This is a genomic window from Janthinobacterium sp. SUN100 (assembly GCF_030397705.1).
GTDB classification, from domain to species: Bacteria; Pseudomonadota; Gammaproteobacteria; order Burkholderiales; family Burkholderiaceae_D; genus Janthinobacterium; species Janthinobacterium kumbetense.
The window spans coordinates 1,499,455-1,513,438 of record NZ_JAPUBU010000001.1 but is presented as its reverse complement, the minus strand read 5'-3'; the positions used below and the strand labels follow the sequence as shown (position 1 = coordinate 1,513,438).

Genomic DNA, 13,984 nt, shown 5'->3' with positions numbered 1-13,984 from the left:
TCATGACTAGCTGCACGCCCGTGAAAACCACTTGCCCGTACTGCGGCGTCGGCTGCGGCGTGGAAGCGACACGCCTGCCCGACGGCGCCATCCGCATCGCCGGCGATACGGCCCACCCGGCCAACCAGGGCCGCCTGTGCGTGAAAGGCTCGGCGCTGGGCGACACCCTGGACCTGGAGAACCGTTTGCTGCAGCCGCAGGTGCGCGTCGACGGCGTGCTGCAGCGCGCCTCCTGGGACGCCGCGCTGGACCAGGTGGCCGGCGGCCTGCGCGCCATCATCGCCGAGCACGGCCCCGACGCGGTGGCCCTGTATGTCTCGGGCCAGCTGCTGACGGAAGATTATTATGTTGCCAATAAATTCATGAAGGGCTATGTGGGCAGCGCGAATATCGACACCAATTCGCGCCTGTGCATGTCGTCGGCCGTGGCGGGCCACAAGCGCGCGTTCGGCGAGGATATCGTACCGGGCTGCTATGACGACCTGGAACTGGCCGACATGGTGGTGCTGGTGGGCTCGAACACGGCCTGGTGCCACCCGATCCTGTTCCAGCGCATCGCCCGCATCCGCGAAACCCGGCCGCACATGAAACTGGTGGTGATCGACCCGCGCCGCACGGCCACCTGCGAGCTGGCCGACTTGCACCTGCCCGTGAAACCGGGCACCGACGTGTGGCTGTTCAACGGCTTGCTGTGCTATCTGGCGCGGGAAGGTGCGATCGACGACGCTTTCGTCACGCAGCACAGTGCGGGCCTCGACGACGCGCTGGCGGCCGCCCACGTGGATTGCGGCGACCCCTTGCAGGTGGCGGCCATCTGCAAGGTCGACCCGCACGCCTTGCTGGCGTTTTACCAGGCGTTTGCCACCACGCGCAAGGTCGTCACCGCGTTTTCCCAGGGCGTGAACCAGTCATCGAGCGGCACGGACAAGGTCAACAGCATCATCAACTGCCATCTGGCGACGGGACGCATCGGCCAGCCCGGCATGGGGCCGTTTTCCCTCACGGGCCAGCCGAACGCCATGGGCGGGCGCGAAGTGGGCGGCCTAGCCAACATGCTGGCCGCGCACCTGGAGCTGGACAAGCCGCTGCACCGCGAGGCCGTACAAACCTTCTGGGACTCGCCGCGCATGGCAAGCAAGCCTGGCCTGAAGGCCGTGGAACTGTTCCACGCGATCGAGGCGGGTAAAGTGAAAGCCGTGTGGATCATCGCCACCAATCCGCTGGTCAGCATGCCGGACGCGGACCAGGTGCGCCGCGCGCTGGCCAAGTGCGAACTGGTGGTGGTGTCGGACATCAGCGCAGGCTCGGATACGAACGTCCATGCCGACGTGCTGCTGCCAGCCCTGGGCTGGGGCGAAAAGGATGGCACGGTGACCAATTCGGAGCGCCGCATCTCGCGCCAGCGGGCGTTTCTGCCGGCGCCCGGCGAAGCGCGCGCCGACTGGGACGTGCTGTGTGACGTGGCGCGGCGCATGGGCCATGCCGGCTTCGATTTCGCGTCGCCGCAGGCCATTTTCGACGAACACGCGCGCCTGTCCGCCTTCCGCAACGCGGGAGAAACGGCGCGCCTGTTCAACCTGGGCCACCTGGCCGGCCTGGATGCGGCGCGCTATGACGCCCTGGCGCCGCAGCAGTGGCCGCAGGGCCAGGCGCGCCTGTTCGGCGACGGCCGTTTCGCGCATGCGGACGGGCGCGCGCGTTTCGTGCCCACGGTGCCGCGCGCGCCGCGTAACATGCCCGACGAAGACTATCCGCTCATCCTGAACACGGGCCGGGTGCGCGACCAGTGGCATACGATGACGCGCACGGGCAAGGCAGCGAAACTGTCGGGGCATATCGCCGAAGCCTTCATCGACCTCCACCCGCAGGATGCGCTGCTGTACAGCGTGCGCGAAGGCGAACTGGCGCGCGTCTCCAGCGCCTGGGGCGCGATGGTGGCGCGCGTCGTGCATGGCGGCGGCATCGCGCGCGGCCAGGTCTTCGTGCCCATCCACTGGAGCGACGCGAATGCGTCCGACGCGCGCGTGGGCGCCGTCGTCAATCCCGTCGTCGATCCCGTCTCGGGCGAACCGGAATTCAAGCACACGCCCGTGCGCATCGAGCAATTCCGCGTGCACTGGCATGCGTTTGTCCTGAGCCGCACGCCCTTGAACCTGGGCGGCGTGGCGCACTGGACGCGCATCCAGGGCGAGCAATTCCTGCGCTACGAACTGGCCGGCCGCCAGCGCATCGAGGACCTGGGCGCCTGGGCGCGCGCGCTGCTGGGCGTGACGGACGAGCATGCCGACTGGCTCGATTATGCGGATGCCAGCGCGGGCGTGTACCGCGCCGTGCACCTGGACGAGGGGCGCATCGCGCAATGCGTGTATGTCTCGCCGCGGCCCGACCTGCCGTCGCGCAGCTGGCTGGCTGGCCTGTTTGCGCACGCGCAAATGGATGCGCTTGATCGCGCCGGCGTGCTGCTGGGCCAGCCCATCGGCAAGGGCATGGACGCCGGTCCCACCGTGTGTTCGTGCTTTGGCGTGGGGCGCAACACCATATGCGCGGCCATCGTGGAACAGAAGCTGACGACGACGGCGCAGGTGACGGCCTGCGTCAAGGCGGGCGGCAATTGCGGCTCCTGCGTACCGGAGATACGACAGTTGCTGCTTGAGGCGCGCAGCGCGGCCTGAAAATCTGTCCTTTCCGGCACGGCTTTGTTATATTGCCAGCTCTATAACAGAGAGGCAGTGTGATGACAGCAGTACAACACCCGACGGTCTGGCTGACGGGCTTGAGCGGCGCCGGCAAGACCAGTATCGCCCTGTCGCTGGCGCAGGCGCTGAAGGCGCAGGGCCGCGCCGTGGCGGTGCTCGACGGCGACCAGCTGCGCCATGGCTTGAACCGCGACCTGGGTTTTACGCCCGAAGACCGGCATGAAAACATCCGCCGCGTGGCCGAAGTGGCGCGCCTGATGAACGGCGCGGACCTGACCGTCATCGCCGCCTTCATTTCGCCCAGCCGCGCCGACCGGGCCATGGCCGCCGCCATCATCGGCACGGCGCATTTCATCGAAGTCCACGTCAGCACCCCGCTGGCCGTGTGCGAGGCGCGCGACGTCAAGGGCCTGTACGCGAAGGCGCGCGCGGGGCAGATCGCCGAATTCACGGGCGTGTCCGCCCCCTACGAAGCGCCGCTGGCGGCCGCGCTGACCCTCGACACGGGCGCCCTGGCGCTGGAAGAGTCGGTCGGGCGTCTGTGCCGGCATTTGCAGCAGCGGCCGTGACGACCTGGCGCAAATGGCTGCGCCGGCACGTGCCCGCCAGCCTGAAGGCGCGCATGAGCGTGGTCGTCTTCCTGCTCGTGCTGGGCGCGGTCGCCTCGCTGGCGCTGGCCACCCTGGCCGTGGCCGAGCGCGGCATGCGCGACGTGACGGGGCGCCAGCAGTACGTATCGCTGTCCAGCGCCGCCGTCTTCATCGATGAAGAACTCGACGCGAAGCGCAATGTGCTGCGCGCGATGGCGGACAGCCTGGCGGCCGGCGGCGCGCACGACGGCGCCAGTCTGCAGCGCTTCCTGGCCGCACAAACGGTGCTGGGCAAGGAGTTTTATTCGGCCGGCGTGGTCGGCACCGACGGCGTTGTCCTGGCCAGCGTGAGTCCCTTCAAGCCGCAGGCGGGGCTGAACGTCAAGGGCCGTCCATACTTCGAACAGACGCTGGCGACGCGGCGCTCGGTGATTTCCGCGCCGCTCAACGGCAGCATTTCCGGCATGCCCATCGTCGTGGTGACCCAGCCCGTGTTCGACGCGCAGGGCGGCGTGCGCTATGTGCTGGCGGCCAGCGTGAACCTGCGCCAGCCCGATTTCCTGGGGCGCCTGGGCGCGCTCAAGCCGGGTCCGGGCGGCTACCTGTACATCATGACCAGCGCAGGCGTGATCGTCGAGCATCCCGACAAGTCGCGCATCATGCAGCATATCGAAGCGCATGGGCCCATCAGCATACCGACGCGGCGCGCCATGCAGGGTTTCGAGGGCTGGCTGACGGGCACCACCTCGCAAGGCGTCGATGCCCTGTTTGCCTACCACCGCATCGCCTCGACGGACTGGATACTGGCTTCCGTCTATCCCATGAGCGACGCGTTCGCGCCGCTGCACGCCATCCGCAGCAAGATCCTGCTGGCCGCCGTGCTGCTGGCCGCGCTGGCGGGCCTGGCCGGCTGGCGCGTGGTGCTGCGCCTGTTGCAGCCTTTGGCGCGCTTGCGCCACCAGGTGCATGAGATCCGCCGTCATCGCCTGGGCATCGATGTGCTGCAAATCGAGCGGCGCGACGAGATCGGCGACTTGAGCCGCGACTTTTACTCGTTGGTGGCCGAGCGCGAAATCGCCGAGGCGCAGACGCGCGGCAGCGAGCGGCGCCTGAAACTGCTGACGGACCATGTGCCCGTGGTGATCGTGTATATCGACCGAGAGCATCGTTACCAGTTCATCAACGCCACGTTTGAAAAATGGTTCGGCAGGTCGCAGCGGGAAAGCCTGATGCAGTCGATCCGCGACGTGCTCGGCGAAGAGGCGTATCAATTGCGCGAAGCCTACCTGCGGCGCGCTTTCGCGGGCGAGGAGGTTGAATATGAATTTACCATCGGCGGCGAAGGGGAGGCCGGCCCGCGCGCCTTCCAGACCAGTTACGTGCCCGACGTGGGCGAGAGCGGCGCCGTGGAAGGCGTGTATGGCCTGATCCACGAAATCACCAAGACCAAGGCGGTGCATACGGCGCTGCAGTCTGCCGCCGCCACCGATACCCTGACGGGCATCGCCAACCGGCGCCGCTTCGACGAGCAGCTGGCGCTAAGCATGCAGCGCACGCGGGCCGCGCGCGCGCCGATGGCGCTGGCCTATCTCGATATCGACCGTTTCAAGGCCATCAACGACAGCCTGGGACACAAGGCGGGTGACGAGGTGTTGAAGGAATTCGCCGCGCGCCTGGTGCGCAGCGTGCGCGCCAGCGATCTGGTGGCGCGCCTGGCCGGCGATGAATTCGTGATCATTCTCGAAGGCGTGAACGGCGCGGCGGAAGTGCGCCAGGTCGGCGCCAAGATCATCGACGCCATCCGCCAGCCCTTCGAGCTGGCCGGCGGCCCGCTGCCGGTGACGACCAGCATCGGCATCGCCATCTTCCGCGAAGGCGCGCTGACGCCGGCGCAGTTGCTGGACCTGGCCGACCAGGCCCTGTATGTCGCCAAGGGGCAGGGCCGCGACGGCGTGGCGCTGCTCGAGGCGGCGCCGTAGGTTTTACTTACAGGGTGGTGCTCCAGTGGTCGAGCTGCTGCGTGGTGGCCGTCACGCCGCCGCACACGATGACGAGCACCTTGCGGTAGGGCGCCAGTTCCGGCGCCTTGCCGTAGACGGCCGCCAATGCGGCGCCGCAGGCCGGCTCCACCACCAGGCGCTGGTCGGTGATGAAGCGCTGGCAGGCGTCGACGGCGGCCCGGTCCGACACCACCACGCTGTGCAGCGGGCGCGTCTGGCTGATGGCAAACGCTTGCGCGCAGACCTGGCGCGCGGCCAGCGACGTGGCGATGCTGCTCACGGCCGGCAGGGCCACGTGTTCGTGCGCGGCCACGGCCGCCGCCAGCGACGCGGCGCCTTGCGTTTCCACGGCCACCAGGGCCACGTCATCCCAGCCATTGCGTTGCAATCCTTCGGCCACGCCGGCCAGCAGGCCGCCGCCGCCCACCGACAGCACCACGGCGTCCGGCTTCAGGCCCGCGCGAGCCACTTCATCGATCATGCCGGCGTGGCCCTGCCACAGCAGCGGGTCGTCGAACGGATGCAAAAAGGCGTCTTGCGGCGTGAGCATCGACTGCGCCAGCGCATTCGCTTCCTGCCACGCGGCGCCGTGCACGATGACTTCGGCGCCTTCCTGCGCGATCAGGGCCCTGGCCCGTTCGCTGGTCGTTTCCGGCACGACGACGATGACGGGGATGCCCAGCTGGCGTCCCGCATAGGCGACGGCGATGCCGGCATTGCCGCCGGAAGAGGAGATGAAACGGCTGGCGCCGCGCCGCGCGTATTCTTCGCAGGCGAGGCCGATGCCGCGGATCTTGAAGGAGCCGGGCGGCTGCAAGGCTTCGAGCTTGAGCCAGATGGCGCGTTCGCTGTGCAGGCTCAGGGCGCGCGAGTTGAGCAAGGGAGTTTCGATGTGCAGGGCCATGCGGGTTCCTGGTAAACGGTCAGGCCAGCATCATAGCCGAAGCGCCCGCGCCACCGCGTCACCCTTGCTGATACATGACTGCTGCTAGTTCAGCGGGGCGTTCTTGAGCTGGTGCGTGCGCGCCACTTCCTTCATCGCTTCGAGCAGGTCGTCGCGCAGCTGGCGCGGCAGCTTGCCGAAGAATTCCTCGTCGTTCTGGTCGGCCATCCCGGCCAGCACGGGCACCAGCGCCTCGCCTTCCGTGGTCAGTTCGATCGAATGCTGGCGGCGGTCGGCCAGCAGGATCGATTTGCTGACCATGCCCTTGCTTTCCAGGCGGTCGATCAGTTTCGATACGGCGCCCTTGCTCATGCCGGACACTTGCGCCAGCACCGTGGGCGAGGTGCAGCCCAGGCGGAACATTTCGCGCAGCACCACCCATTCGGAGACCGTCACGCCATTGGCCTCGGCTTTTTTCTGGAAGCTGTGGGAAACGTGGTTGGAGACGAAACGCAGCCAGTAACCGAGATGGGCTTCCAGCTCGCTGACGGGGACGCTGTTGGGATGGGCGGCTTGCGGCATGGCGGCCGTTTCAAAATTATGGCTCATTTCTTTTCCTTCACTGGGCGGCGTTGCCGGCATGGTTAAGGCCTTCACGCTTGCTGTCGAGTGGTTTGTTTGGGAACAATCATCGTGCTTGAGGTATTTCTAACACTGTTTTCACAGGAAATCACTTACCGGCAAAGAGTTTTTCCTTTTTTCTTGCTCTGGATAGATAAAAAACAATATCAAGCGAATAATCGTATTGCCAGAGAGGAAGATTAAAAAAATAACTCATGTTGCATCAATGGTAACAGGATTTTTGCCGAATTGATAAATATTTCATATCATTCCGTGTGCTTGCCCACATACGACGTATTGCCCGCGCGACAGTGCGAGGTTTTGATGCAGAAATGCGGCCCGCTCAGGCCAGCACCACCTTCACGCCCGCTTCGCGCAGTACTTCGGCAAAGCGGGGCGGCGGCGGCGCATCCGTAAACAAGATATCGACTTGCGCCAGGTCGGCCAGCCGCACCAGCGCCTTGCGGCCGAATTTGTGCTGGTCGGCCACCAGCCATACTTCGCGCGACTGCTCGATGATGGCTTGCGCCACCTTCACTTCGCGCGCGTCGAAGTCGCGCAGGCTGCCATCCTCGTCAATGCTGGAAATGCCGATGATGCCGATGTCGACCTTGAACTGGCGGATGAAGTCGATGGTGGCTTCGCCCACGATGCCGCGGTCGCGCCCGCGCACCACGCCGCCGGCCACGATGACTTCGCAGGCGGCGTTGTCGGCCAGGATGGCGGCCACGTTCAGGTTGTTCGTCACCACGTGCAAGCTCGTGTGCCGGCCCAGCGCGCGCGCCACTTCCTCGGTCGTCGTGCCGATATTGATCAGCAGCGAGCAGCCGTGCGGCACTTGCGCGGCGACGGCGGCGGCGATGCGCCGCTTGGCCTCGCTGTTGAACACTTGCCGCTGGCTGTAATCGATGTTTTCCACGGACGAGGGCAAGCCGACCCCGCCGTGGTAGCGGGCCAGCAGGCGCGCTTCTTCCATCTGCTTGACGTCGCGGCGCACGGTTTGCGGCGTCACGCCCAATTGCTGGGCCAGCTCCTCGACGGACATGGTGACCTTCTGGCGCACCACTTCGAGCAGGCGGCGCTGGCGGGGATTCAAAATCATGGGCTTGTCTCTTTAAAAATCAAAAACGAACAGAAACGAACAAATAGTGATGAAAATATGTTGCTATGAGTTCGCATTCTGGCGTATCTTATTCATATTGCATGCGTATTACTAGATGGTGATCTTAACGACAGTCGCCGGCGATGCCTAGTCTTTCCTCGCCGCCCTTTCCCCGACAGACACGGAGTCCCGATGGCCGCAGCACAGCAATGTATGGAGACAGCGATGGCATACGACGTGCTGGTGGTCGGCGGCGGCATCAATGGCGCCGGCATCGCGCGCGACGCGGCCGGACGGGGCTTGTCCGTGCTGCTGTGCGAAAAGGACGACCTGGCCGCGCACACCTCGTCCGCCTCCACCAAGCTGATACACGGCGGACTGCGCTACCTCGAATACTATGAATTCGGCCTCGTGCGCAAGGCGCTGATCGAGCGCGAAGTACTGCTGCGCTCGGCGCCGCACATCATGTGGCCGCTGCGCTTCGTCATGCCGCACGCCAAGGGCCAGCGCCCGGCCTGGCTGATACGCGCCGGCCTGTTCCTCTACGACATGCTGGCGAAGCGGGAAATCCTGCCGGCCTCCAGCGGCATCGACCTGACGCGTCACGCGGCCGGCACACCGTTGAAACCCGAGTTCAAGCGGGGCTTCGTGTATTCCGACGGCTGGGTCGACGATGCGCGCCTGGTGGTCCTGAACGCCATCGACGCGGCGGACAAGGGCGCGCAGGTGCTGACGCAGACGCGCTGCACGGCCCTGTCACGCGACGGTGCGGGCGGGGACGCTGCCTGGCTGGCCACCTTGCAGCACGCCAGCGGGCGGCAGAGCACGGTGCGTGCGCGCAGCATCGTCAACGCGGCCGGGCCGTGGACGGCCGAGTTCCTGCAGCAGGCCGCGCCCGGTGGACAGGGCCGGCATTTGCGCCTGATCAAGGGGAGCCATATCGTCGTCAAGCGCCTGTTCGAGCATGATCATGCCTACATTTTCCAGCATCCGGACGGGCGCATCGTGTTTGCCATTCCGTATGAGCACGATTTCACCCTGATCGGCACTACCGACCTCGACTATCACGGCGACACGGGCAAGGTGGAAATCGATGACGAGGAAATTCGTTACTTGTGCGAGCTTTCCAGTTACTATTTCAGCAAGCCAATCTCGCCGGCCGACGTGGTCTGGACGTATGCGGGCGTGCGCCCGCTGGTGGAAGACGCGGCGGCCGACGCCAAGGCCGTCACGCGCGATTACCGCTTCGAGCTGGACCAGGAAGGGGCGCCGCTGCTCAGTGTTTTTGGCGGCAAGATCACCACCTTCCGCAAGCTGGCCGAGGAAGCCATGGACATGCTGGCGCCCTTGCTGGGCAATACACTGCCGGCCTGGACAGCCAGCGCCTGCCTGCCCGGCGGCGACGTGTTCGGCAGCACGCCGCAGAACCGGTCCGTGCGCGAGTTCGGCCAGTTCGTGCAAGGCTTGCAGCGCGAGTACGCGTGGCTGCCGGCGGCGCTGGTGGCGCGCTATGCACGCGCCTACGGCACGCGCATCCACGCGCTGCTCGCCGGGCGCAGGGATGTGGCGGCCATGGGCGAGGAAATCGCCGCCGGCCTGTACGCGGCGGAAGTCGATTATGTGCGGCGCCACGAATGGGCCGTCAGCGCGGCCGACATCCTGTGGCGGCGCTCCAAGCTGGGCCTGCACCTGCCGCGCGATACAGCGGACACGCTCGACGCCTGGCTGTTGCAGCACCCTTTGTCATAAGCAGCACCCTGTGCCGTAAGCAGCACACGTTGGCGACCGCGCCCCGCAGAGGGTGCGGCGAAGAACAAGAAACCATCACTGGAGGAGAAGCGCGTGCAACTGGTACTGGACAAGATCAGCAGGAAGCAGGGGGCTGACGACTTTTTATATCCGATGTCGCTGGCCCTCGTGCCGGGCGCCATCAACGTCTTGCTGGGCACCACGCGTGCCGGCAAGACGACCCTGATGCGCGTGATGGCGGGCCTGGACAAGCCCAGCGGGGGCACGGTGACGGCCGATGGCATCGACGTGACGGGCGTGCCCGTCAGCAAACGCAACCTGGCCATGGTGTACCAGCAATTCATCAACTATCCGGCCTTCACCGTCTACGACAATATCGCCTCGCCCTTGCGCTTGCGCAAGGTGCCCGAGGAGCAGATCCGCGCGAAAGTGCTGGCGCTGGCCGAGCGCCTGCACATCACGCCGTATCTGCAGCGCACGCCCGGGGAATTGTCCGGCGGCCAGCAGCAGCGCACGGCGCTGGGGCGCGCGCTGATCAAGGATGCGTCCTTGCTGCTGCTCGACGAGCCGCTCGTCAACCTCGACTATAAATTGCGCGAGGAATTGCGCCGCGAATTGACGGAACTGTTTTCCGGCGGCAGCACGACGGTCGTGTACGCCACCACGGAACCGCTGGAAGCGCTGCAGCTGGGTGGCCACGTGGCCGTGCTGCACGAGGGCCGTCTGCTGCAGCAGGGACCGACCCTGGACGTGTTCAACGCCCCCAATTCCATCGATGTGGCGCGCACCTTCAGCGACCCGCCCATCAACCTGATCCCCGCGCGCGTGGATGCGCACGGCGTGGCGCAGGCGGCTGACGGCCTGGCCATCCACCTGAGCGGCGCGCAGCGCGCCCGCCTGGGCGACAGCACGGAGGTGATCCTCGGCGTGCGCGCGCACAGCCTGCATCTGTCTCCCCAGTCCGATGGCGACGTGCCCATCGCGGCGCAGGTGGACCTGGCGGAAATCAGCGGCTCGGAAACCTATGTGCATGCGCGCCGCGGCGAGCTGGCCCTGGTGGCGCAGCTGGGCGGCGTGCACAACCTGGAGATCGGCAGCGCCTGCACCGTGTATTGCCAGCCGCACGCCTTGCTGATCTTCGCGCAAGACGGCGGGCTGCTGTTTGCTCCAGAACAAGGAGGAGCTTGACATGGCGCGCATCGAACTGGTCGACCTGGCCCACGCCTATAAACCGAACCCGACGGCGCCAAGCGACTATGCGCTGCGGCCCATGAGCATGGAATGGCATGACGGCGGCGCGTATGCCTTGCTGGGGCCGTCCGGCTGCGGCAAGACGACCTTGCTCAACATTATTTCCGGTCTGGTGAAACCGTCGCATGGCAAGGTGCTGTTCGACGGCAAGGATGTGACGCAGCTGCCCACGGAAGCACGCAACATCGCGCAAGTGTTCCAGTTTCCCGTCATCTACGACACCATGACCGTGCACGACAATCTGGCGTTTCCGTTGCGTAATCGCGGCTGGAAAGAGACGGAAGTCAAAAAGCGCGTGCAGCAGGTGGCGCAGATGCTGGAATTGACGGGCGACTTGAAATTGCGCGCCAGCGGCTTGTCCGTGGACGCCAAGCAAAAGATTTCGCTGGGCCGCGGTCTCGTGCGCCCGGACGTGGCGGCCGTGCTGTTCGACGAACCGCTGACGGTGATCGATCCGCACCTGAAATGGCTGCTGCGCCGAAAACTCAAGGAAATCCACCACGAACTGAAGTTATCCTTGATCTACGTCACGCACGACCAGGTGGAAGCCTTGACCTTTGCCGACCAGGTGGTCGTCATGACGCAGGGCGAGGTAGTGCAGACGGGCAGCGCGCAAGCGCTGTTCGAGGAACCGGAACACACGTTCGTCGGCTATTTCATCGGCAATCCGGGCATGAATTTGCTCGATTGCACCTTGGACGATGGTGGCGTGCGCGTGGCGGGGCAGGCGCTGGCCGTGTCCGCCGCCGCACGTGCAGCGCTGTCGGGTGCGCAAGGGAAAATCACGGTGGGCGTGCGGCCCGAATTCGTCGAGTGCGTCAAGGCGTATCCGGGAGAAGAGGGGGGCGACCATTGCCTGGACGCCACGGTCACGGCCGTGCGCAACATGGGTACGCATTACCTGGCGGAATTCCAGCTGGGCGGCGCGACGGTGGCGGCCAAGCTGCGCACCATCGACGCGGTGGCCGGGAATGCCGTGCGGCTGCGCTTCCCGCCGCAACGCACTTTGTTCTATGTCAACGATAAGCGGGTGGCCTGATGATACATAACGGTAAAACCGATAACAACCGCCGCGCCTGGCTATTGATCTTGCCCGTGCTGCTGTGCGTGGCCTTTTCCGCCATCCTGCCCCTGATGACGGTGGTGAACTATTCCGTGCAGGATATTCTGAGCCCCACGCAAAAGGTCTTCGTGGGCACCGAGTGGTTCCGCATGGTCATGCTGGATGGCGACTTGCACAGCGCCTTGCTGCGCCAGCTGCTGTTTTCCGGCTCCGTGCTGGCGATCCAGATTCCGCTGGGCATCTTGATTGCCCTGTGCATGCCGGCCGATGGCTGGAAGGCGTCGCTGGCGCTGGTGCTCATCGCGCTGCCCTTGCTGATCCCCTGGAACGTGGTGGGCACCATCTGGCAAATCTTTGGCCGCGGCGACATCGGCCTGATGGGCTATACCTTGAATCAATTGGGTTTTGATTACAATTACAACGGCAACTCGCTCGACGCGTGGCTGACGGTGATGGTGATGGATATCTGGCACTGGACGCCGCTGGTGGTGCTGCTGTGCTATGCGGGCTTGCGCGCCATTCCCGACGCGTATTACCAGGCGGCGCGCATCGACGGCGCTTCGCGCCTGGCCGTGTTCCGCTACATCCAGCTGCCGAAACTGCGCAATGTGCTGATGATCGCCGTCTTGCTGCGCTTCATGGACAGTTTCATGATCTACACGGAACCGTTCGTGCTGACGGGCGGCGGTCCCGGCAATGCGACCACCTTTTTGTCGCAATACCTGACGCAAAAGGCCGTGGGCCAGTTCGACCTGGGGCCGGCGTCCGCGTTTTCCCTGATCTATTTCCTCATCATCCTGCTGTTCTGCTTTGTGCTGTACACGTGGATGCAGAGAGTCGGCACGGGAGACCAGAAATGATGCACAAGAAAATGAGCAGCGCCATCCTGATCGTCTTCCTGCTGGGCTCCTTGCTGCCCATCTACTGGATGCTCAATATGTCGCTCAAGACCAACGAGGAAATCGTCGGCGTGCTGAGCCTGTGGCCCCAGCAATTGACGTTTGCCAACTACCACACGATTTTTACGGACCGTTCCTGGTACAGCGGCTACATCAATTCCATGATTTACGTGGCCTTGAACATGGTGATGTCCGTCACCGTCGCCTTGCCGGCAGCGTATGCGTTCTCGCGCTACAACTTCGTGGGCGACAAGCATTTGTTCTTCTGGCTCTTGACCAACCGCATGACGCCGCCCGCCGTCTTCCTCGTGCCGTTCTTCCAGCTGTATTCGACGGTGGGCCTGATGGATACGCATCTGGCCGTGGCGCTGGCGCACATGGTCTTCAACGTGCCCTTGGCCGTGTGGATACTGGAAGGCTTCATGTCCGGCGTGCCGAAGGAAATCGACGAGACGGCGTATATCGACGGCTACAGTTTTCCCCGCTTCTTCATCCGCATCTTCTTGCCGATGATCAAGTCTGGCGTGGGCGTGACGGCGTTCTTCTGTTTTATGTTCAGCTGGGTGGAACTGTTATTGGCGCGCACCTTGACGTCCGTCAATGCCAAGCCGATTGCGGCCACCATGACGCGCACCGTGTCGGCGGCCGGCATGGACTGGGGCGTGCTGGCGGCGGCCGGCGTGCTGACCATCGTACCCGGTGCGCTGGTGATCTGGTTCGTGCGGCATTACATAGCCAAGGGTTTCGCGATGGGGAGGGTGTGACATGGAAAATACCGATAGCACTGCCAGCCTGTTCGGCTGGATGGCCTGGACGCCGGAAGTGGCCATCTTCTTCATTTGCATCGGCTTGATGCTGGCCGGCATGACGGTGTGGCAAATCCGTTCGCCCAGCATCGAACGAAAAGGTTTCCTGCCGATGCCGACGACGCGCGGCGACCGCCTGTTCATCGGGCTGTTGACGGCTGCCTACGTGAACCTGGCGTGGGCGGGGTTCACGGAAATGCAGCAAGCCATCGGGGCTGCGATCAGTTTTGTCTTGTTGTTGGTTGTAATGCGTTGGGGATGACCGGCTTGCCGGTGTTGATGGATGCCGTACCGCCAGCAGGCGGCCGGTAAAAACTATAAAAG

At 64.8% G+C, this 13,984-nt stretch carries 12 protein-coding genes; 9 read left to right on the top strand and 3 right to left on the bottom strand.

Annotated features, from left to right (window positions below):
• The first annotated feature begins 2 nt into the window (after positions 1 to 2).
• The 3 genes from O0881_RS06640 to O0881_RS06630 all read left to right on the top strand — a co-directional run bounded on the left by O0881_RS06640 (position 3) and on the right by O0881_RS06630 (position 5,265).
• Positions 3 to 2,672, top strand: a complete 2,670-nt coding sequence (locus O0881_RS06640) for a nitrate reductase (protein ID WP_289910663.1) — start codon at positions 3 to 5, stop codon at positions 2,670 to 2,672.
• Positions 2,673 to 2,734: 62 nt separating this feature from the next.
• The gene (cysC, locus tag O0881_RS06635) at positions 2,735 to 3,265 is read left to right on the top strand and encodes an adenylyl-sulfate kinase (RefSeq protein ID WP_289910662.1); all 531 of its coding nucleotides are present in this window, start codon (positions 2,735 to 2,737) and stop codon (positions 3,263 to 3,265) included.
• Positions 3,262 to 5,265 carry a diguanylate cyclase gene (locus O0881_RS06630; protein ID WP_289910661.1) on the top strand — a complete coding sequence of 668 codons (2,004 nt, stop codon included), beginning with the start codon at positions 3,262 to 3,264 and terminating at the stop codon, positions 5,263 to 5,265. Before cysC ends, O0881_RS06630 begins: the two co-directional genes overlap by 4 nt.
• Positions 5,266 to 5,272: 7 nt before the next feature.
• Here O0881_RS06630 and O0881_RS06625 read toward each other — a convergent pair whose 3' ends face one another.
• From O0881_RS06625 to O0881_RS06615, 3 genes are all read right to left on the bottom strand, one after another.
• Positions 5,273 to 6,190 carry a pyridoxal-phosphate dependent enzyme gene (locus O0881_RS06625; protein WP_289910660.1) on the bottom strand — a complete coding sequence of 306 codons (918 nt, stop codon included), beginning with the start codon at positions 6,188 to 6,190 and terminating at the stop codon, positions 5,273 to 5,275.
• Positions 6,191 to 6,274: 84 nt separating this feature from the next.
• The gene (locus O0881_RS06620; protein WP_077406479.1) at positions 6,275 to 6,778 is read right to left on the bottom strand and encodes a MarR family transcriptional regulator; all 504 of its coding nucleotides are present in this window, start codon (positions 6,776 to 6,778) and stop codon (positions 6,275 to 6,277) included.
• A gap of 355 nt (positions 6,779 to 7,133) precedes the next feature.
• Positions 7,134 to 7,892: a DeoR/GlpR family DNA-binding transcription regulator gene (locus tag O0881_RS06615; protein WP_289910659.1), complete on the bottom strand. Its 759-nt coding sequence runs from the start codon at positions 7,890 to 7,892 to the stop codon at positions 7,134 to 7,136.
• 225 nt (positions 7,893 to 8,117) lie between these two features.
• Between O0881_RS06615 and glpD the strand changes: the two genes are divergently transcribed.
• From glpD to O0881_RS06585, 6 genes are all read left to right on the top strand, one after another.
• A complete protein-coding gene (gene glpD, locus O0881_RS06610) occupies positions 8,118 to 9,641 on the top strand; it encodes a glycerol-3-phosphate dehydrogenase (protein ID WP_289910658.1) in 1,524 nt (507 codons plus the stop codon).
• 93 nt (positions 9,642 to 9,734) lie between these two features.
• Positions 9,735 to 10,829, top strand: a complete 1,095-nt coding sequence (locus O0881_RS06605; RefSeq protein ID WP_289910657.1) for an ABC transporter ATP-binding protein — start codon at positions 9,735 to 9,737, stop codon at positions 10,827 to 10,829.
• A gap of 1 nt (position 10,830) precedes the next feature.
• Complete coding sequence (locus O0881_RS06600) at positions 10,831 to 11,931, top strand: ABC transporter ATP-binding protein (RefSeq protein ID WP_289910655.1); 1,101 nt, start codon at positions 10,831 to 10,833, stop codon at positions 11,929 to 11,931.
• A complete protein-coding gene (locus tag O0881_RS06595; RefSeq protein WP_034754965.1) occupies positions 11,931 to 12,815 on the top strand; it encodes a sugar ABC transporter permease in 885 nt (294 codons plus the stop codon). Before O0881_RS06600 ends, O0881_RS06595 begins: the two co-directional genes overlap by 1 nt.
• Positions 12,812 to 13,618 carry a carbohydrate ABC transporter permease gene (locus tag O0881_RS06590; RefSeq protein ID WP_099667331.1) on the top strand — a complete coding sequence of 269 codons (807 nt, stop codon included), beginning with the start codon at positions 12,812 to 12,814 and terminating at the stop codon, positions 13,616 to 13,618. The genes O0881_RS06595 and O0881_RS06590 overlap by 4 nt, the downstream gene beginning before the upstream one ends.
• Position 13,619: 1 nt before the next feature.
• The gene (locus O0881_RS06585) at positions 13,620 to 13,922 is read left to right on the top strand and encodes a DUF2160 domain-containing protein (protein WP_240317573.1); all 303 of its coding nucleotides are present in this window, start codon (positions 13,620 to 13,622) and stop codon (positions 13,920 to 13,922) included.
• The last annotated feature ends 62 nt before the right edge of the window (positions 13,923 to 13,984 follow it).